This window comes from Wolbachia endosymbiont of Drosophila bicornuta, from assembly GCF_028982105.1.
Classification (GTDB): Bacteria; Pseudomonadota; Alphaproteobacteria; order Rickettsiales; family Anaplasmataceae; genus Wolbachia; species Wolbachia pipientis.
In genome coordinates this window covers 15,565-34,521 of record NZ_JAPQLF010000125.1, presented here as the reverse complement: position 1 = coordinate 34,521, position 18,957 = coordinate 15,565, and the positions used below count along the sequence as shown (strand labels likewise).

General features: G+C 35.2%; 21 protein-coding genes and 1 pseudogene. 13 read left to right on the top strand and 9 right to left on the bottom strand.

The window, feature by feature from the left end; all coding sequences use genetic code 11:
- Nucleotides 1-65: 65 nt before the first annotated feature.
- The 8 genes and pseudogenes from OZD68_RS05035 to hemA form a co-directional block, all read left to right on the top strand.
- A pseudogene (locus tag OZD68_RS05035) lies at nt 66-374 on the top strand (WO male-killing family protein Wmk); the annotation flags it as partial.
- 269 nt (nt 375-643) lie between these two features.
- Nucleotides 644-1,021, top strand: a complete 378-nt coding sequence (locus tag OZD68_RS05030; protein WP_259366061.1) for a hypothetical protein — start codon at nt 644-646, stop codon at nt 1,019-1,021.
- Between the two features lie 347 nt (nt 1,022-1,368).
- Nucleotides 1,369-3,264, top strand: coding sequence for a molecular chaperone HtpG (htpG, locus tag OZD68_RS05025; RefSeq protein ID WP_182309722.1), 1,896 nt, complete (start codon nt 1,369-1,371; stop codon nt 3,262-3,264).
- Between the two features lie 38 nt (nt 3,265-3,302).
- Nucleotides 3,303-4,499, top strand: coding sequence for a host RNA manipulator TomO (locus OZD68_RS05020; protein WP_182309720.1), 1,197 nt, complete (start codon nt 3,303-3,305; stop codon nt 4,497-4,499).
- A 45-nt stretch (nt 4,500-4,544) separates the two neighbouring features.
- On the top strand, nt 4,545-4,901 hold the full coding sequence (locus OZD68_RS05015) for a hypothetical protein (protein WP_182309718.1): 357 nt from the start codon (nt 4,545-4,547) through the stop codon (nt 4,899-4,901).
- Between the two features lie 62 nt (nt 4,902-4,963).
- Complete coding sequence (locus tag OZD68_RS05010) at nt 4,964-5,608, top strand: hypothetical protein (protein ID WP_220468151.1); 645 nt, start codon at nt 4,964-4,966, stop codon at nt 5,606-5,608.
- Nucleotides 5,605-7,152: a TomO hydrophobic C-terminal domain-containing protein gene (locus OZD68_RS05005; protein ID WP_275009154.1), complete on the top strand. Its 1,548-nt coding sequence runs from the start codon at nt 5,605-5,607 to the stop codon at nt 7,150-7,152. Before OZD68_RS05010 ends, OZD68_RS05005 begins: the two co-directional genes overlap by 4 nt.
- Nucleotides 7,153-7,223: 71 nt before the next feature.
- Nucleotides 7,224-8,432, top strand: a complete 1,209-nt coding sequence (gene hemA, locus OZD68_RS05000) for a 5-aminolevulinate synthase (protein ID WP_182309760.1) — start codon at nt 7,224-7,226, stop codon at nt 8,430-8,432.
- Between the two features lie 118 nt (nt 8,433-8,550).
- On the opposite strand, the gene OZD68_RS04995 is transcribed toward hemA, so the two are convergent.
- The 4 genes from OZD68_RS04995 to OZD68_RS04980 all read right to left on the bottom strand — a co-directional run bounded on the left by OZD68_RS04995 (nt 8,551) and on the right by OZD68_RS04980 (nt 11,581).
- Nucleotides 8,551-9,246, bottom strand: coding sequence for an inositol monophosphatase family protein (locus OZD68_RS04995; RefSeq protein WP_182309714.1), 696 nt, complete (start codon nt 9,244-9,246; stop codon nt 8,551-8,553).
- 8 nt (nt 9,247-9,254) lie between these two features.
- Nucleotides 9,255-9,821, bottom strand: a complete 567-nt coding sequence (efp, locus tag OZD68_RS04990) for an elongation factor P (protein WP_012673415.1) — start codon at nt 9,819-9,821, stop codon at nt 9,255-9,257.
- 62 nt (nt 9,822-9,883) lie between these two features.
- On the bottom strand, nt 9,884-10,390 hold the full coding sequence (rimM, locus tag OZD68_RS04985) for a ribosome maturation factor RimM (RefSeq protein WP_182309759.1): 507 nt from the start codon (nt 10,388-10,390) through the stop codon (nt 9,884-9,886).
- Between the two features lie 15 nt (nt 10,391-10,405).
- The gene (locus tag OZD68_RS04980) at nt 10,406-11,581 is read right to left on the bottom strand and encodes an aspartate aminotransferase family protein (RefSeq protein WP_182309712.1); all 1,176 of its coding nucleotides are present in this window, start codon (nt 11,579-11,581) and stop codon (nt 10,406-10,408) included.
- 66 nt (nt 11,582-11,647) lie between these two features.
- On the opposite strand from OZD68_RS04980, the gene OZD68_RS04975 reads away from it, so the two are divergent.
- The 3 genes from OZD68_RS04975 (at nt 11,648) to recF (ending at nt 14,846) form a co-directional block, all read left to right on the top strand.
- Nucleotides 11,648-13,075, top strand: a complete 1,428-nt coding sequence (locus OZD68_RS04975) for a sensor histidine kinase (protein WP_182309711.1) — start codon at nt 11,648-11,650, stop codon at nt 13,073-13,075.
- A 189-nt stretch (nt 13,076-13,264) separates the two neighbouring features.
- Nucleotides 13,265-13,732 carry a thioredoxin-dependent thiol peroxidase gene (gene bcp / locus OZD68_RS04970; protein WP_182309758.1) on the top strand — a complete coding sequence of 156 codons (468 nt, stop codon included), beginning with the start codon at nt 13,265-13,267 and terminating at the stop codon, nt 13,730-13,732.
- A gap of 16 nt (nt 13,733-13,748) precedes the next feature.
- Nucleotides 13,749-14,846, top strand: coding sequence for a DNA replication/repair protein RecF (gene recF / locus OZD68_RS04965; protein WP_182309709.1), 1,098 nt, complete (start codon nt 13,749-13,751; stop codon nt 14,844-14,846).
- A gap of 449 nt (nt 14,847-15,295) precedes the next feature.
- Here the strand turns inward: recF and OZD68_RS04960 are convergent, their stop codons facing one another.
- From OZD68_RS04960 to OZD68_RS04940, 5 genes are all read right to left on the bottom strand, one after another.
- Complete coding sequence (locus OZD68_RS04960) at nt 15,296-15,436, bottom strand: hypothetical protein (RefSeq protein WP_182309708.1); 141 nt, start codon at nt 15,434-15,436, stop codon at nt 15,296-15,298.
- Between the two features lie 180 nt (nt 15,437-15,616).
- On the bottom strand, nt 15,617-15,961 hold the full coding sequence (locus OZD68_RS04955) for a TrbC/VirB2 family protein (RefSeq protein ID WP_182309707.1): 345 nt from the start codon (nt 15,959-15,961) through the stop codon (nt 15,617-15,619).
- 216 nt (nt 15,962-16,177) lie between these two features.
- Complete coding sequence (locus OZD68_RS04950) at nt 16,178-16,534, bottom strand: TrbC/VirB2 family protein (protein WP_182309706.1); 357 nt, start codon at nt 16,532-16,534, stop codon at nt 16,178-16,180.
- Nucleotides 16,535-16,551: 17 nt separating this feature from the next.
- Entirely contained in the window at nt 16,552-16,878 is a 327-nt protein-coding gene (locus OZD68_RS04945; RefSeq protein ID WP_182309705.1) for a TrbC/VirB2 family protein, read from the bottom strand.
- A 21-nt stretch (nt 16,879-16,899) separates the two neighbouring features.
- Nucleotides 16,900-17,025 carry a hypothetical protein gene (locus tag OZD68_RS04940; protein ID WP_259366060.1) on the bottom strand — a complete coding sequence of 42 codons (126 nt, stop codon included), beginning with the start codon at nt 17,023-17,025 and terminating at the stop codon, nt 16,900-16,902.
- Nucleotides 17,026-17,118: 93 nt separating this feature from the next.
- Here OZD68_RS04940 and OZD68_RS04935 point away from each other — a divergent pair, with 93 nt between their 5' ends.
- The gene (locus OZD68_RS04935; RefSeq protein WP_155969484.1) at nt 17,119-17,934 is read left to right on the top strand and encodes a YihY/virulence factor BrkB family protein; all 816 of its coding nucleotides are present in this window, start codon (nt 17,119-17,121) and stop codon (nt 17,932-17,934) included.
- Complete coding sequence (locus OZD68_RS04930) at nt 17,921-18,676, top strand: SDR family oxidoreductase (protein WP_012673418.1); 756 nt, start codon at nt 17,921-17,923, stop codon at nt 18,674-18,676. The genes OZD68_RS04935 and OZD68_RS04930 overlap by 14 nt, the downstream gene beginning before the upstream one ends.
- Nucleotides 18,677-18,957: the final 281 nt, after the last annotated feature.

The window sequence follows — 18,957 nt, the reverse complement described above, 5'->3', positions numbered from 1 at the left end:
CTACTGCTCTACCATAGCCATAAGCACATATCTTATCCTATTCGGACTATTGCGAGAAGTGCTATAATATTAAGGATCTTATTCCTGTATCAAATGAAAAAATCTGTCTTGAAGATGAGGGGGAAGAAATATTAAATTTAGTAAGAGAATATAAAAAGATTAATGATCAAGAGTTACGTAAGATATTTTGTTTACTAACCAAGTTTGTTCAAATTAGTGAGAAAAGTAGTAAAAAAACGGAGAGAATAAAAATTGCAAAGGGTTTGGTTAAAGAAGGAATTTCTGTTGATATTGTTGCAAAAACAATAGGTCTCTCTGCTGATGAATGTGTTGAAGAAAAAGTTGGTTCTATCTACTGCCAAATAGGAAAAAAGAAATATCTATTACAAGGTCTAGTTGTGTGTCAAAACTCTGGATATGCGCATAGTGGTGCACAATGTGGAGTTGAAGGAAAAAAGTTTAGCTATTATCGCTGTAGTAGTATAGCTCTTTTTACAATAATCCGAACAGATCATAATATGCTACTGCTCTACCATAGCCATAAGCACATATCTTATCCTATTCGGACTATTGCGAGAAGTGCTATACTATACGTATTACTGATGGTAGGGAGAAGTGTACTAATAAATTGGTCCGTACAGATATGTTAGAAACAGCTATATGGGAAAAGGTGAAAAATTTACTAAAAAACCCAGAGATAATAAAAAATGAGTATCACAGTAGAATTGCAGAAAATAAAAATGATGAATCATCAGATAAGAAGTTTGCAAGAAGGGAAAATCAAATAAAACAAGGCATCGAAAAGTTAATGGAAGACTATTATAGTCAAGAAAATGTAGGAGATAAAGGATATATAAGTGAGGAAGAATTTAAACAGACGATGAAAGGAATGAGGGAACGCTTAAGAGGGATAGAAGAAGAGAATAAAAAGGTAGTTGATCAAAAAGCAATAGAGAAGGGAATGAACCTTATCATCAACAGTATAAAGAGTCTTTATTCCAGTGTAAAATCTAATTTGTAACAGCTAGATTGGCAAACTAAGCGTGGCATCATTAAAGCATTAGTAGAACGAATTCAGATTGGTTATGACCAGGTAGAAGTGGCGTTTAGAATCGAAGAACCAGCACAGGATGGAGAGATTTTTAATTTGCAACATTGTACTGGACGTCATGATAAGGGGGCTGGCGAATGGTGTCAAGGAAGTTTTTCGTTTCATCCAATGCGCTGCCAAAAGTTTGTTATGCAAGAGATCCCATAAATTGGGTGTCATAATAACTACACCCACATTAATTTTGGTGTACGTGACCTTGAAAGATCGTGATTCAATACTTAAATTATTAGGGTAGTAGGCAAATAATGGAGCTCAAAATGCATAATGTACAAGAAACTGAAAATTTAAAATTTGACGCTGAGGTAGGGAAAGTACTGAATATAGTGATTCATTCACTTTACACCAATAAAGACATTTTTCTGCGTGAATTAATATCAAATGCATCAGATGCATGTGATAAGTTGCGCTATGAATCTCAACTAAACCCTAATTTGCTAGATTTGAGTGACGAATTAAAAATCACTATCAGCTCCAATAAAGATAAGAACGAGCTATATATCACTGATAATGGCATTGGAATGAATAGACAGGATTTAATAGACAATCTTGGTACAATTGCAAGCTCTGGTACGCAAAAGTTCTTGGATGCGATTAAGAATAGCAAGGATTCAAGCCAAACTGTGGAGCTGATTGGGAAGTTTGGTGTTGGTTTTTACTCAAGCTTTATGGTTGCATCAGAAGTAATAGTAGAATCGAGAAAAGCTGGAGAAGAGGAGTCTTGGATCTGGCAATCCAAAGGAGATGGGGAATATTCAATCAGCAAGTCAGATAATCAAGTCCCTCGCGGAACCAAAATTACGCTCATTATGCATCCTGAAGAAAACGAGTTTTTAGATAAATTTCGTGTTGAAAATATTGTCACTACTTACTCTGATCACATAAATTTTCCTGTTGAATTTATAGACGAAGAAGGAAAAAGTGAAAAGTTAAACAGTAAGGCTGCAATTTGGACTAAGCCAAAAAATGACGTTACTCAAGAGGAGCACAACGATTTTTTCCGCAGTGTTGCTCACGTTGGCGGGGAGCCCTGGATGATATTGCATAATAAAAATGAAGGTGCAATAGAATATACAAACTTGCTTTATGTTCCTTCTATAAAACCTTTTGATTTATTCCATCCAGATAGACGTTGCTCTGTAAAGTTATATGTAAATAAAGTATTTATCACTGAAGATAACGTACAGATTATACCACAATACTTGCGTTTTCTGAAAGGCGTGGTTGATTCACCGGACTTGCCTCTTAATATCAGCAGAGAAACTCTGCAGAATAATCGTGTTGTTGAGCAGATCAGAAAATCTCTCACTAAGCGTGTGATATCAGAGCTCGGTAAAAAAGCAAAAGAGAATTTAGAGGAATATACAAAATTCTGGACCAATTTTGGTGCAGTTTTAAAGGAAGGTCTTTGTGAAGCTATGCCAACTGATGAGAGAGAAGCACTACTCTCAATTTGCAGATTTCATAGTACTGGTGATGAGAAATTAGTCAGCATTGATGACTATATAAGCAGAATGAAGCCTGAGCAGGAACATATCTATTATCTCACCGGAAATAGCCTCGATTCAGTGAAAAACAGTCCACAACTTGAGGGGTTCGTCAGTAAAGGGCTGGAGGTTCTTCTGTTCGTTGATCCAGTGGATGATTTCTGGACTAGTGTAATTCATGAATATAAAGATCAAAAGTTTAAGTCTGTGACTCGCGCTGATGTTGATTTGGAAAAATTCTCTTCAGAAGAAGATAAGAAAAATGAAGAAAACAAATCGAATGAAGAAAAAACTGAGGAAACTATATTGCAATATTTTACCACAGTGCTTGGAGATTCAGTAAAAAGCGTAAAAATTTCCAAAAAATTGACTGATAGTCCCGTATGCCTAGCGGTTGATGAGGGTGCTATGGATCTTCGCATGGAGCGTTTTTTGCGTGAACAAAAGCAGCTAAATTACCGCACGCCAAAGGTGCTTGAAATTAACACTAAGCATCCTGTAATAAAGAGTATAATGAAATCTTATGCTGAAAGTGGTGAAAACCCAACATTGGAGGACATGGTTCACTTATTGTTTTACCAAGCTTGCATCGTGGAAGGCGAAGAGATGGATGACGCGAGCAGCTTTGCTAAGAGACTGAATAATTTGCTTGGCAAGATTTCTGTTTAATGCTATACTTAGCTTAGCTGCTGGTTAGGAGGTAAAACATGTTTGGTTCCAATTTTAGAGACTTTGTATCACAAGATACAACTTCACAGGGCCAATCAAATTCTGAAAGATTAATCAAAAGTTGGCATGGTTTTGAAAAACCAGATTCTGAAGATTCAGGTATTGGAGAAGAGTTTGAAGTTTTAGATAGCGAAAGTCAAGAGATACCAGCTACTCCATGTAGCATACCACCTGAAGATCTAAGTTTAGAGAATGCAATACTTGCAAACTTTCCTGATGGTTGTGATAGGTCGTTTACTGTAGAGTTAAAAGATGAAGATTCATATGGTATCATTCCTAAAAACTTAACTTTTGCTGAGATTATAAATATCTTAAATCAAGCTATACAAGAAGATAATTGTGAAGAATTAGACAAGGTTGTACAAAATATTGAAGATTATGAAGGCAGGTCTATTACGCTGGATAATGAAAATCTCAAAGATTTCTGTTCAAATCAACTTAATTTGGAGTTACAAAACGGAAGCAACCATCAACATATATATTCAAATGTACTATCACAATATAAATTTGATCAAGAGGGTTTCAAGTATGATTATTCAGTAAAAGAATTGGTACTATTGGCAATTGCAGCTAATGACAAGCTAGTAGAGCAATATCAGGATTTTCTTTTTGCTGAAGGAAATTTAAGTCTTTTACCTCTCCTTGTTGGTGGTCAAAAATATATTGAAGCTTTTATAGAAAAATTCCATGGTACCGATGGAGTTTATGGAAGATTAAAAGATCAAACTATACAACTTGTCGAACCTAATAAGATTGGTTTTTTCTCAGTTATAGCATTAAGAAAAGAGCAAGAATTATTAAATGCAGTTTTTGTCGAATACGTTTTAAGAGATTTTGGACAGGTGTTAAAAACAAGTAATCCTGATTCTTTGTATGGTGTGCTTGAAACAGCGTCTCTGATCAAAAATGAAGAATTCATCACGATAGTGCTGGGTGCATTTGAAAGATATATTAATAAGCTAACTAAAAAAGCCTCAACAGAAGAGTTATTAAAAAAGAGTTTTGTTACTTTATTAGAAACTGCGATAAGCCAGGAACACACATCTGTCATTGAATACCTGTGCAAACGATACACTAATAGTGCAGATCATGCCATTTACGATGTATATGAACAAGCATTTGCGGATGATAAAGTTATTACAATACTAGGGCAACAAATCCTGAAAAACATATGAGCTCGTGGCAGAAAAGAAATTTATGATTTAATTCTGAAAACTCCATTGGATGCTGGTAATATTGCATTTATCGAGCACTTGTGTGAAAAATGTGCTAAATGCAGCAATGATGTTATCGGCTATCTCAATCAAAAATTTAAAAATAACGAACTTGATAACATACACGAATCAATCCTCATTGCATTGTCTAATGTTGAATACACAAACACAGACGTTATAGTCGAGGTGCTTTTTTACACTAAAGAAATCCATCAAAACGTATCACATAATGAGCAAGTGATTAGGCCGGTCATACAGAATATACTGAAAAATGCAACACACTACTCAATAGGCCAAGAAGATTACTCCTTAGTCAAGGAAGTATGTTATAGCTCTTTTTACAATAATCCGAACAGATCATAATATGCTACTGCTCTACCATAGCCATAAGCACATATCTTATCCTATTCGGACTATTGCGAGAAGTGCTATACTTATACACAGAAGAGGGTGCAATTAACGTAATTTTTCAAGAGGAGTGTAAGATTTTTAAATCTAGCATAGAAAAGCGCATAGAAGATCTGGAAAAGGAAAACAAATTATTGCAATCTGAAGCTTTACGTGAATATAACAGCCGTCTTCCAGGTATTGTAAATGGATTAGTTCAGACTGCTTGCATAGTGTATGATGAATACACTAAAGATCCAAAAGACAATAAACGTCAAAAGAATATTGATCTAATATTCAGTTTAATGCAAATTAGAAATATTCTGCAATTTTCTATTGATGTGCAAAAATATTCCTGTCATGAACGTCAAGATTTGTGGGATGAAATGTGCCAAACTCCTGGAACTTTTATAATACGAAAAAGAAGTAATAACGTTGCAGATGAATTAGAAATTCCAGTTATAACAAGTGACATTCTATCAGAAAATCCAGGACTTGAAAGTACTGGCAGTCAACAACCACAAGAAAATGTGGACAGACGAGAAAATATTATGAACAATGAAGAGGCTTCAATAGAAGAAGCTATAGATAATGATTATAGTGGGGTAACATGTCTAGAGATAAAAAAAGTACAAAGCAGAAAATGTCTAGAAATAAAAACAGCACAGAGCAGAAATTGTTGAATGCTATCTACATTCCTAAGACGATGGAGAGTTACTTAAAAAGGAATAATATAAAAGATGAACCTATTTTGAAGAGTATCATAGACAAAGTAAATGCTGAAATTCAAAAGAAGAAGGAGGAGGAGAAGAACATTATCAATCCAGGTCCTACTAAGAAGCAAAGATGCATTGATCAGAGAAACACACTCTTAAAAACTAGAGATTTTCTTGAAAAAAAGATCAAAAGCATTGGAACTGATGCTAAGGCTGCTGTATCATCAGTAACTGATGTTAGCGCTACTACAAGTAGTCAGGAAGCTCCTGTTAATATTGATGATGAGAAAAAACAAGCTCATGCTCAACCTGCTGAACATGTACCAGAAGAAAGTGCAAAACTTAAGGCACAGCCTTCTAATACTCAAGAGCAACAAGAAGTTTCTGAGACTCCAGTTCCAGAACAAACGGATGATATTGAAAGTTTAAGTACACAGGACGCTCTTGTTCCTCAAAGTAAAAGTGCTACCGTGTTATCAGTTGATAGCGATGAGGAAAAACAAGCTTCTCTAAGTGATGAAGTTTTTTATGATGCAGAAGAATCTATGTTAGGTACAACAAATAGTAAGGATGGTTCTACGCTTGAAGGTGATAGTGATAAACAAGAGCCACAACCAAAATCAGTGCCAACACCTTTAGTAGCTAAAGAAAATTCTGGACAAGTGAATAATGTTCAAAGTAATGGTAGACAGTCTGATAATCAAAACAATAAAGATATACAAGATGTTAGCGCTACTATAAGTGATCAGGTAACTCCTGTGAGTAGTGATACTGAAAACAATAAAGTGGAAAAAAGTGGTGTGAGTTTACAAAGCAGCGGCTATGTGGACAATAGCACAGTATTATCCTTTGTGGATAGAGAGCGTGTTATTCATGTTGATGCGCAGGTTTCAGGGGATGTGAGTTGTCTGGTTGAAACTATTAGTGAAGATACTGATGAAGTTGCAAGTAATCAAAATGGTGTACTTTTGCTGGAAGCTCAACCTATGGTACAGAGTTATGATTCAAGTGAAAAAGGTAATACTAATTTGCAAAGTGCAGGTGATAGTAGTCTAGGTGTAGTGTCAAAGAATGGTAGTGATCAACTACCTGCCGATAATCTAGAGCAGAATAGCAAAGGGGTGGATGATAGTAGTGTATCTGTGCAGTCTATAGGTATGGTGATAAGTCAATCTAATAGTGCTTCCACTATAACTCTGGATGATCACAAGCCTCTCATGAAAGATATAGAAAATGATAATGATCCAAGTGAAGAAGATAATGATTCTCCACAGAATATCAAAAAAAGCACATTGTCTACTATAGTTGTTTCAACACTAGTCGTGGCTGCAGTAGCTTCGATAGCTATCTCTGTTTACTTAGAAATGTTAGCAGTGTGGATAGCAGTTCGAGCTTGTTGTCTTATTGTAGCTATAGTTACCTACTGCTATAGGCCTAAAACCTTAATTGAAAACGATAAGGTCGAAAGGGTTAATGATGATATGCAAAAAATTACACCTTGCTGTAGCTGACGATGAATAAATATAGTAGTCTATCGTTTAATAATTTATTATAATTGTATTAATTATTAGTGAATAAAAACTTGGTAAACTACGAAGAAATATTCTTAAACAAAATCAAAGATATAAAAGATGAGGGGCGCTACCGTGAATTTACGCACTTTGCGTCATTGCCAGGTAGGCTCCCCCACATTATGGATTATGAAAGAAATATGGAAGTAATCGTCTGGTGCAGTAATAATTATCTGGGAATGTCGCAGAACGAGAAAGTTATTGCTGCTATTCAAAATTCATCAATTGGTGCGGGGGGAACAAGAAATATATCTGGTACAACAAAAGAGGTTGTCGAACTGGAAAAATCCTTAGCTTGTTTGCATAAAAAAGAGGCTGCTTTAACTTTTGCTTGTGGCTACCTCGCTAACCAGACAACACTTAGCACTTTATCGTCTGTTATTCCTGGCGTAGTAATTTTTTCAGACGAGAAGAACCATTCTTCGATGATAGAAGGCATAAAATCAGGAAAAAGGCCAAAACATATATTTAGACATAATGATGTTGATCGCTTAGAGCAGTTGTTAAAGTCCGTAGACACAAAAACACCAAAGATAATAGCACTTGAATCCGTATATTCAATGGATGGCGATATAGCGCCGCTTAAAGCAATATGCGATCTTGCAGATCAACATAATGCAATTACCTATTTGGATGAGGTGCACGCAGTTGGCATGTATGGTTCACATGGTGGCGGAATTGCAGAAAGAGAAGGCCTGATGGATAGAATAACCGTTATTCAAGGTACACTATCAAAGGCTTTTGGAGTGATGGGTGGGTATATAGCGTCTTCAAAGAGCTTGGTAGATGTAATAAGAAGTTCCGCTCCAGGATTTATTTTTACCACTGCTATGTCGCCTGTTTTAGCAGCGGCAGCAAAGGCAAGCGTTGAACACCTAAAATCAAGCAACATTGAAAGGGAAAAGCAAAAGCAAGTTGTTGAAAAAGTAAAAAACTCACTGAGAAATGCAGGAATTAACTTCATTTTAACAGAAACTCATATAATTCCAATAATAATTGGCGACCCAGAGTTATCCAAAAAAGCATCAAAATTATTATTTGATGAGTATGGAATATACGTTCAACATATAAATTACCCGACAGTTCCAAGAGGAACTGAGCGTTTCCGTATTACCCCTACACCTTATCATACAGATGAAATGATAGAGCATTTAACAGAATCTCTTGTAAAAGTTTTTGAGAAGTTGTCTATCTCTTTAGCCTGTTTATGCTATAGCTAGTACAGCCCTACGTCATACCGCGATTTATTCGCGGTATCTCGGCATGGATTCCGCTAACAAGTGGCGGAATGACGAGTTTTACGCTTATCAAATTGTAGGTAAACATAAATTACTTTAGCTATAGTTTTATATCTCCAGCAATAATCAATCCGTTGTCTTCTGTTAGCCTTCCACAGCTTTCTTGCAGAAAAAGTCTACCGAGCAAGGTTTTATATTTGTTAACTCCAGAATAAACTGTTCCTCTGTGCCTTCCTGCCGCAAGGTATGCAAAGCCTAAAATTGTTGAACCGATGGAGCGTACACTACTATTGCCAGGCAGCAATTTATTTAACAAATTACCACTTACATCTATTAGACCCCCTTCACGGCTTTTCACCCGCATTTTTATATGACGAGATCTAAAATCCTCAAGAAAGGCACCTTTCTTTTCTTCTGCCCAAAAAGTTTCTCTAAGAGCCGGAGCATCAATTACAGCTGCCACAACTTTATTTTTATGAATGAGACAGACTGATACTGCAAAATAAACCATGCAACTAGAAAAATTCTCCCTGCCATCTATAGGCATAATAAACCAGGTATAAGTGTCACCTTTTACTTCTTGATCAGTATCATCTTCAAAAATAAAATCATAGTCTCGTTTGTAATCGTGCAAGCAATCGTATATGGTTTGCTTGGATTTTGAATAAGTTTTATTGATAAAGTCTGCTGATTTAACATTAGAGATTTGTAATTCATTAAAATCGCGCATAAGCTGCCTGGAAGCACTACGCACAGAATCAAGCATCACATTAATTCGTGGTGATGAGATGGACATTCTTCTTTTTACTCTTTCACTCTTTCATAATAGCTGTCATCTGGAGTATATACTACAATTTTATCCTCTTCTTTTATAAACTGAGGCACGTTAACGCGCATTCCGTTTTCCAAAATTGCAGGCTTATAAGAAGCAGTAGCAGTTTGTCCTTTAATAACAGACTCTGTTTCTTTCACAGCAAGTGTAACATAATCAGGCACATGCGCAGAAATTATTTTGTCTTGATAAGCTACAACTTTAATTTTCATGTTATCCTGTAGATAAATCTTTTTTTCTCCCAATAAATCCAAATTTATAGTGATTTGCTCGTAATTACTTGGATGCATAAGATTTACAATGTTTCCTTCAGTGAAAAGGTAAACATACTCCTCTTCATCTAAAATTGCCCTTCTGATTGTTGCATCAGAGCGAAATCTTTCATAGTGTTTTGCTCCGGTCTTGATATTTTTCATTTCAGCTTGTATGTATGCACCACCTTTACCAGGTTGAGTATGCATAATACCTACAACCAAAAATAATCCGCCGTTATGTTCCAACACCTGACCTGGTCTGATATCGTTAGCTCTTTCTGCCATAATTACATTTTCAGTTTGATCTTACAATTATAAATAGCTTTATATAAATATCAAAGTCTTTATTAGTCAATAAATTCTGGCATATTTAATACTATATACTTCCCCTTTATATTTATATGTGAAAATATCTCTTTAGTGAAAGATAGCATAATACGTTTTTTTGTGCTGATAACTAAAATTTCTAATATATCCCCTGAGCCGAAATTATACACAGATTTTACATAGCCATATAATTCATTACTTTTCAGCCTTACTTCCATATCTACAAGGTCACTTTGATAAAATTCATCCTCATCATTTAGCTCTGGTAACTTGCTTCTTTCTATATATAGCTTCTTATTCCTTAAAAGCTCTGCTTCATTACGGGAATTTACTCCGCTCATTGTAGCTATTACTAAATTATCACCTATGACAGATACTGAGTCTATTTTATAATTCTCATCACCATTTATTAGCTCACCATATAAGGATATATTTTCAGGTTTTTCGGTAAAAGTTTTTAATTTAACAGCTCCTTTAATTCCGTGAGGAGAGGTAATAATTCCTAAGCATACCAGATTGTCGTTCATATTAATATCAAGCATCTAATCAGAAGATTTCTCAGATAAATATTGAGCCAGAATCTCAATTCCTTCATCAATCTCTTTTTCAGTGATAATTAGTGGAGGTAAAATTCTCACAACGTTATCTGATGTTACTCCAACAGTGAGTAAACCACGATGACTTAACTCTTCTGCAAACTTTTGATTGTCTGCTTTCACTTTTATTCCAAGCATTAACCCTTTCCATCTCACTTCTTCTATTATTGAAAATTTACTTGCTAAGTTTTCTAGTTTATTTTTTAAGTATTTACCTCTAATTTCAACATTTTTCAAAAAGCCGGGGCTGAGCAATTCTTCGAGCACAGCATTACCTACTGAGGTTGCAAGCGGATTGCCACCAAAAGTGGAACCGTGCATACCAACTGCCATATATTTAGCAGCCTTTTCAGTTGCAAGACAAGCCCCCAGCGGAAACCCCCCGCCTATTCCCTTTGCAAGAGCACATATATCAGGTTCCACTCCTATATGTTCGTATGCGAATAATTTTCCTGTCCTACCAGCACCGCATTGTACGCAATCAAAAAATAACAATATGTCATTTTCATCACACAGCCTTCTTAGTTCTTTCATAAAGACTTCATTCATTACTTTGATACCACCTTGCCCTTGTATTGGTTCTATTAATATAACGCCTATACCACTTGAAATTGCTTTCTTTACGCTCTCAATATTGGGCTCGATGTTATCACACCAATCAATGTAGGGATTTAGTAATTCAGAAAATTTCTGTTTATCGTTTGTAGCACAAGTTAAAAAGGTTCTTCCATGAAATGCACCATGAAATGTTAAAATTCTGTGACGATTTTTATGGCCTTTTCCATTTTGATAGATCCTAGCAATCTTAAGTCCACATTCTACTGCCTCTGATCCAGAATTTGAGAAAAATACAGTGTCAGCGAAACTATTGTTTATTAATTTTTCTGCAAAATTATTGGCAGCAGGTATATTATAGGTATTTGATATATGCCATAATTTTTCCCCTTGCAATTTAAGAGCACTAATTAATCGTGAATTGGTGTGACCTAAGCTACTAACGGCTATTCCGGAGTGAAAATCTACGTAGCGCTCACCATCAACATCATATAGGTAGATACCTTTGCCATGAGAAAAATTTATATTAACATGAGAATAAACTGGCAAAATAGGAGAAATTGTCATAAAATGTTATATGCTAAATTTTATTATTAATAACATAAAAGCCGTTGTTTCGCAATGAGTAAGGATATGTATAAGATAGGTAAATTAATGTTTTCTGCACTGGGGAAAAACAAATACACAAAAGTTATCGCATTATTCTCATCAATTTTTATGATTTTATTCAGTGTGATATATTGTAATTATTTACTAAGGAGTAATTTCCTTTCTTCTTACCGTGATTCAAGTGTAAACTTAAAAAGCGTACTGGAAAATGGCATAATAAAAAAATACCATTATTTACTAATAGAAAAGCATCACATTAAATACAAAAATTTTGACTACATAAACCAACTAGTAAAACTACGTGCTGAATTATTACAATCAGTGAGCAAAGTGAAGGATTTCAGCTTAATACTGTATGATCAAAACGGCAGAATAATATTCAGTAATTTTAACACTCAAGATTATGATTATGAACAGTTACTTACAAACGATGAAATTGATAAACTATTAAGTAACCAAGAAATATTTTATACTACAGGAAATACATTAACTTCTATTTTCCCTATATTCCATGAAAATAGCGTTAAACCGTCGTTTTTTTTGAAGATTCTTCGAAACTACAATAATTCTTATGTTATAGCATATGGCCTGTTTTTAACATTTTTGGGCCTATTATTAATAATCTTAATATTAATAATATTCTATTTGCACTTTTCTAATACCCAAATGCTAGCCAAGCAACATAAAACTAACATTGAATTACAGCAGATAAAAGAGACATTAGAGCAAGAAAATGCAAACAAGCTAAAGTTTTTTGCAAGCGTTACACATGAATTACGCACACCTCTTAATGCTATTATTGGATTTGCGGAGTTGATCAAAAATAAAACTTTAGGTTCAATGGATAATTCTCAATACAAGGAGTATGCAGACGATATATATAATGCAGGAACACACTTACTTACCTTAATTAATGATGTGCTCGATTTTTCTAAAGCTGAATCAAGTAGTTTAACAGTAGAAAAAGTGAAGTTTAACCTGAACAAAATAATGGATTCATGCGTAAATATGCTATTACCTAAATTAAAAGAAGCCGGGATTAATTTAAAAAAAGAGATGACTAATAAACAATTATTAGTCATTGCAGATCCCAAGAGAATGAAACAAGTTATAATAAATTTATTATCAAACTCAATCAAGTTTACTCCCAAAGATGGTTTAATAAGAATGGTGATAAAAGAAAATATAGAAAAAAACTTATTAACTATTGAGTTTCATGACAATGGAATAGGAATAGTGCAGCAGGACATATATAAAGTTATGTCTGTTTTTGGCCAAGCAGATTCGGGGTATAGAAACGAAGGTACGGGCATCGGATTGCCGCTAAGCAAGAAATTAGTAGAGTTAATGGGTGGAACTTTTGACATTAAAAGTGAAGCAAAACTTGGTACTACGATAACATTGAACTTCTTTTATGAAGAACAAACATGTGAAGATTCGATTGATTTTTAATAGGATCTATTTGATATGGCCTTACATCAGACGAAAACCACACTTTATCAAAAGCGGCAAGCCGAGAAGGTAGGCAGAAATTCATCAATAAGCCCCCATCAAGAATCTTATCTGTTAGCTATATATAAAATTTGATACTCTGACTACAATATACTACTATAGATAGAAGTGTTATTAATGGAGCAAGGCATGGAATTAGCAGTAGGAAATAATGCACCCGATTTTAGCTTACTAACAGATTCTGGTGAAAATTTATCACTGAGTGAATTTTTTGATAAAAAAAATGTAGTTCTTTATTTTTATCCTAAAGACGATACTCTGGGTTGTACAATGGAGGCAAAAGGCTTCAGAGATAAAATAGATGATTTTTCTTTCCTTGACACAGTGATAATTGGTGTATCAAAAGATAGTGTTAGATGTCACACTAACTTCAAAGCAAAATATTCTCTGCCGTTTTCTTTAGTTTCTGATGAGAATGCTGAAATGTTGGGAAAATATGGTGTTTGGGTAGAGAAAAGTATGTTTGGCAAAAAGTATATGGGAATAGAACGCACTACTTTTTTAATAGATAAAAAAGGTAAAATAGTGAAGATCTGGAAAAATGTAAAAGTTAGTGGACATGTTGATGAGGTTCTGGAAGAAGTAAAGAGAATATAAACTAAAGAATAGGTTAATGGCTACCCATTGCTACATAAAAAAGCTGAAATTACATAATTTTCGTAGCCACTCAAACTTTGAACTGGATTCAGATGATAGCTCAGTTGTAATAACTGGCAAAAACGGTATTGGTAAAACTAATATACTTGAAGCAATCTCGTTGCTTGCTAAAAGCAATGGAATGAAAAAAGCAAAAGCCAGTGAGATACAAAATAGATTCAGTAATGAAGATTGGGCAGTGCACTATGATTTTTTTAATGGAATGGATTTTAATTCAATTGGTATCGCAAAGAGTTTTGATAAGAAACTAATACAAATTGATGGAAAAACGCAATCAAGTTATTCATCTCTGTATAAGATATCCAATGTAATATGGCTGATTCCACAAATGGACTATGTTCTTCTTAATTCTCCAAGTGACAGATTAAAATTTTTAGACCGTATAGTCTCACTGTTTGAGGAAAATTACACTTGCTGCTACATGAAACACAGAAAAGCTAAACGTGAGCGAAGTAAACTGTTGAGAGAGAACACCTTGGACGAAAATTGGCTCTCTAGTCTTGAAAACATAATGGCCGTTAATGCAGTTAGTATTTTACGTATGCGATCGTCTGTTTTAAAGACACTACAAGACACAATTGATAACCATTCCAGTGAGTTTTTTCCGAAGGCAAGTTTGAAATTCAGCAGCCAGCTAACTTTGGACGATACTGCAGAATATTTTCAGAATCGTCTAAAGGAAAACAGAGAAAAAGATTCATTGACTGGTAGAGTAACCTTTGGTGTGCATAACGATAATTTTCGGGTTTTTTGTCAAAAAAGAAACGTACCAATAAATCTGTGCTCCACTGGAGAACAAAAGTTATTACTGCTTTCTATTATTTTATCCAGTGTAAAAGCAAGGTGTATTCATTACAATAAGGCACCACTTCTTCTGCTTGACGATATAATGTCTCATCTGGATAAACATTACAGAAAGGCGTTAATAGAGGAAATGTTAAGTATTCAATGTCAAACTTGGATAACTGATGTAAATCAAGATAATTTTAATAACTATCTTTATTCTTTCAAGTTTTTTGAATTATCAAATGAATTAAATGCAAAACTTCCTTGACAAACCTCGCCAGCCCCCTTATCATGATAATGAAGGTATTCAGTTATCTTCGTCTGTGCAGATTAAACAGCAAGAAAACAACGTAGTTGGCGTCTTGTTTTTAATTTTTTACACTATGTGCACCTTATGTCTTCACAACATTTCTGGGTTTTTACCTATATAAGCTGAAACGTGCTTATAAGTCGTTTAAGACAGTATAGTACGCCGATTTTGCAGGATTAGAGAGTGAGAACTAGCTAACACGGGGTTTCTTTTGCCTTTTTTTCTGCTTAGTAAATTTCTTAAACATTCAAACTAAGGTGAGTTGCATTCAAAAGCAGCTAAATTGAAGTGTTTAAGACTTAAAGAACGCCAATACTGAAAATAGACAATGACCAGGGCTTCTTTTGCCTTTTTTTTCATTTGGTAAATTTCTTAATATTCATAGCTAAACGACAACCGTTATTCCGCTACTTGTTAGCGGCTGAGATACCGCGAATGAATCGCGGTATGACGGTTCGCGGTGACATGACGATAAGCCTTGTCATTCTAGCGCGTGGCGCTGGAATCCAGACTTTATAGCTCTTTTTACAATAATCCGAACAGATCATAATATGCTACTGCTCTACCATAGCCATAAGCACATATCTTATCCTATTCGGACTATTGCGAGAAGTGCTATAACTGATATGATTACAGAAAGAGAATTTATTAGGTATTCATAGACACTGAAAGTGGTCAGCTTGACCACTTTCAAGTAAAGAAAACTACGTTTATGCCTCCAATAATTTCTATGGATGATTCTTTACTGCACCGTCTTCACAAATCACACCTCCTGGTGTTATTTTTGAAACGACTACAGGAGCGCCAAAAAGCACAGCAGTAAATGCACCGAGTGCAAAAAGCGCTGGCCACGGCATTCTACCGAATATTGCAAGCAACGCTGCACCAATTATCACTATTGTGATCATTGGCCCACCTATGCCGTGAGTATAGCCTATTATCTTGCATATCACTGATGATGTTGTATCACTTTCATCAACAAAAACGGTGTTGGTGGTGCCACCACTAGTATTAGCATTTGCATCAAACGCAAAGGAGAGAATTAACGCCACAAGTAGAAGAAAATTTTTCATTACGCCTCCTATAATTTCTGTTTCATGTTTGATTATCTATCGCTTTGATTAAATTTAAGTCAATGGTGAGGGTTCTAGTAAATTTGTCATCCTATCAGTTTATAAAAATTCCCGGATCTCAGTGTTATTCACTTGGACAACATTTATACAATTGTGGAATAATGGTGCTCCTTTAAGAAGCACCGTTTAGCTAATGCTTTTCTAAATCTGCAGCGCCTATTTTTTACACGCTCCTGTACTTGTATCCCAGTTGGTACCATCAGGGCAAGCAGTTGCACCATTTTTACAAATCACACCTCCTGGTGTTATTTTTGAAACGACTACAGGAGCGCCAAAAAACACAGCAGTAAATGCACCGAGTGCAAAAAGCGCTGGCCACGGCATTCTGCCAAATATTGCAAGCAATGCTGCACCAATTATTACTATTGTGATCATCGGTCCACCTATGCCGTGAGTATAGCCTACTATTTTGCATATTGTGTTTGACGTTGCGTCATCAGTAACACTGCTAGCAAAAACATTATCAAATGCAAAGAAGAGAATTAACGCCACTAGTAGAAGAAAATTTTTCATTATGCCTCCTATAATTTCTATGGATTCTTCGCTACTGCACCGTCTTTACAAATCACACCTCCTGGTGTTATTTTTGAAACGACTACAGGAGCGCCAAAAAACACAGCAATAAATGCACCGAGTGCAAAAAGCGCTGGCCACCGCATTCTGCCGAATATTGCAAGCAACGCTGCACCAATTATCACTATTGTGATCATTGGGCCACCTATGCCGTGAGTATAGCCTATTATCTTGCATATCACCGATGATGTTGTATCATTTGTATCAACAAAAGTAGTAGGAGGAGCATTTGCATCAAATGCAAAGGAGAGAATTAATGCCACAAGTAGAAGAAAATTTTTCATTATGCCTCCTATAATTTCTATTTAATGCTGGATTATAGCACTTCTCGCAATAGTCCGAATAGGATAAGATATGTGCTTATGGCTATGGTAGAGCAGTAGCATATTATGATCTGTTCGGATTATTGTAAAAAGAGCTATATCTGCCATTTTGATTAAATTTAAGTAAATGGTGAGGATTTTTTTGCTTAAAAGTATCCTTTATTTCATTTAGAATACTTTTCTTGGTTCGTTTATATTACAGTGCTACAGAAATTTTACAGCATCGTTTATTGTCTTTATCGTGCTTTGATTGACACAATTTATAATGATGGAGTGGAGCATGCAGGGTATTTATCATTTTTAATTCTGTTATCAATATTTCCTTTTCTCATCGTTTTAATGGCTGTGGCGTCAACATTCGCAAATTTTTTAGACCAGTACAACATTGGCTGGGTATTTATCATTGATAACATGCCACAGGATATTTTATCATCTTTGATGCCGCGTATTAGGGAGATAATATCAGGCCCGCCGCAAAGCTTACTAACTTTAGCAATTGTAGGTGCTGTTTGGACCGCTTCATCGACAATTGAAGGGCTTAGAACAATACTCAATAAGGCCTATAAAGTTCCGGTTTCGCCGCCTTATATATTAAGAAGAGTACTAAGTATATTACAATTTTTAGTAATCACGCTTATTATAACTCTAACTATAGTGTTTTCTACACTAGTACCAATGCTAATTGATTTTTCCTATCAGGGGCTAAGTTATACTAGGTATTTACTTATTGAATTTGTACTTTTCACAGTAGTCTCTTGGCTATATTTTATGTTACCAAACATAAAACAAAATTTATCAGACGTATTTCCTGGATCTTGTGTAGCTGTTATTCTTTGGACGATTTCTGCTTCAGCTTTTAAGCAATATTTAAAAGCTTCCTTTGACCAACTGGATTTGATATATGGAAGTTTAGGTGGTGTGGTAGTGTCATTACTATTTTTTTATATGCTAAGTTTGATTTTTATATATGGAGCAAAATTCAATTTTCAGCTAAAATATTTCAATGGATCTCGCTAAGGAGAAAGAAATGGGTAAGTTAGAAGGTAAAGTAGCTTTAATCACCGGAGCTTCAGGTGGAGTAGGCTCTGCTGTTGCAAAAAGGTTTATAAGAGAAGGTGCATGTGTGATTCTGATTTCAAGATCTCTTGATAATCTCAAGCCACTATATAATGAAATTGAAGAGCTTGAAGAATTTAAAGAAGGCTCTGTGAAACTAATTCAGCTTGATCTTTTAGACTTTGAGAATGTAAAGATACTGACAAACATGATAGAAAGCCTGAAATTATCAGAATCTGGAGCACTTGATATATTAGTTGCGTGTGCTGGAATTTTAGGCAAACTGAACCCCATTCATGACTGTGAGATTGAAGAGCTACAGAACGTAATGAATACAAATTTTACTGCCAATTGGTACTTACTAAAAAACTTAGATCCAATGCTAAAAAAGTCTAATGCTGGAAGAGCGATATTCATGACCTCAGAAGTGACACTTTCTCCTTCCTCTTATCCATATTGGATGCCGTATGCTGCAAGTAAAGTTGCACTAGAAATAATGGTGCAGATATATGCATCTGAGACAAAACATACAAAATTATGTGTAAATGCTGTATACACGGAAGGACCTGTGGGTAGTGAGCAGGCATTTCCTGGATCTGAATTGGTGTCACCTGATAAACTGACAGATAAATTTGTGGAATTAGCTTCTGAAGACTGCAGCATATCAGGAAAAATCTTACCGCTCAGCAAATCTCCCGAATAAATTACCATAGTATCTGCAAAGATACCGTTAAGCCCACAACTGTATGAACATTGTGATTTGAGAGTAATCTCCACTAGGAAGGATCTCATCCCAGTGCCTCTATGGTGTCATTCCAGTGCTTGACACTGGAATCTAGTCTTTATTATGCAGCCACTTATTTAAAGTTAAGTTTTCTGGATCCCAGATGGCTTTGTTGCATCGCTAGCTATGATGGATTAAAGATAAAAAAGGTGGAGAATATCAGTAGCTTATTATTCTGGTATTTATAACAAGAACGGTCA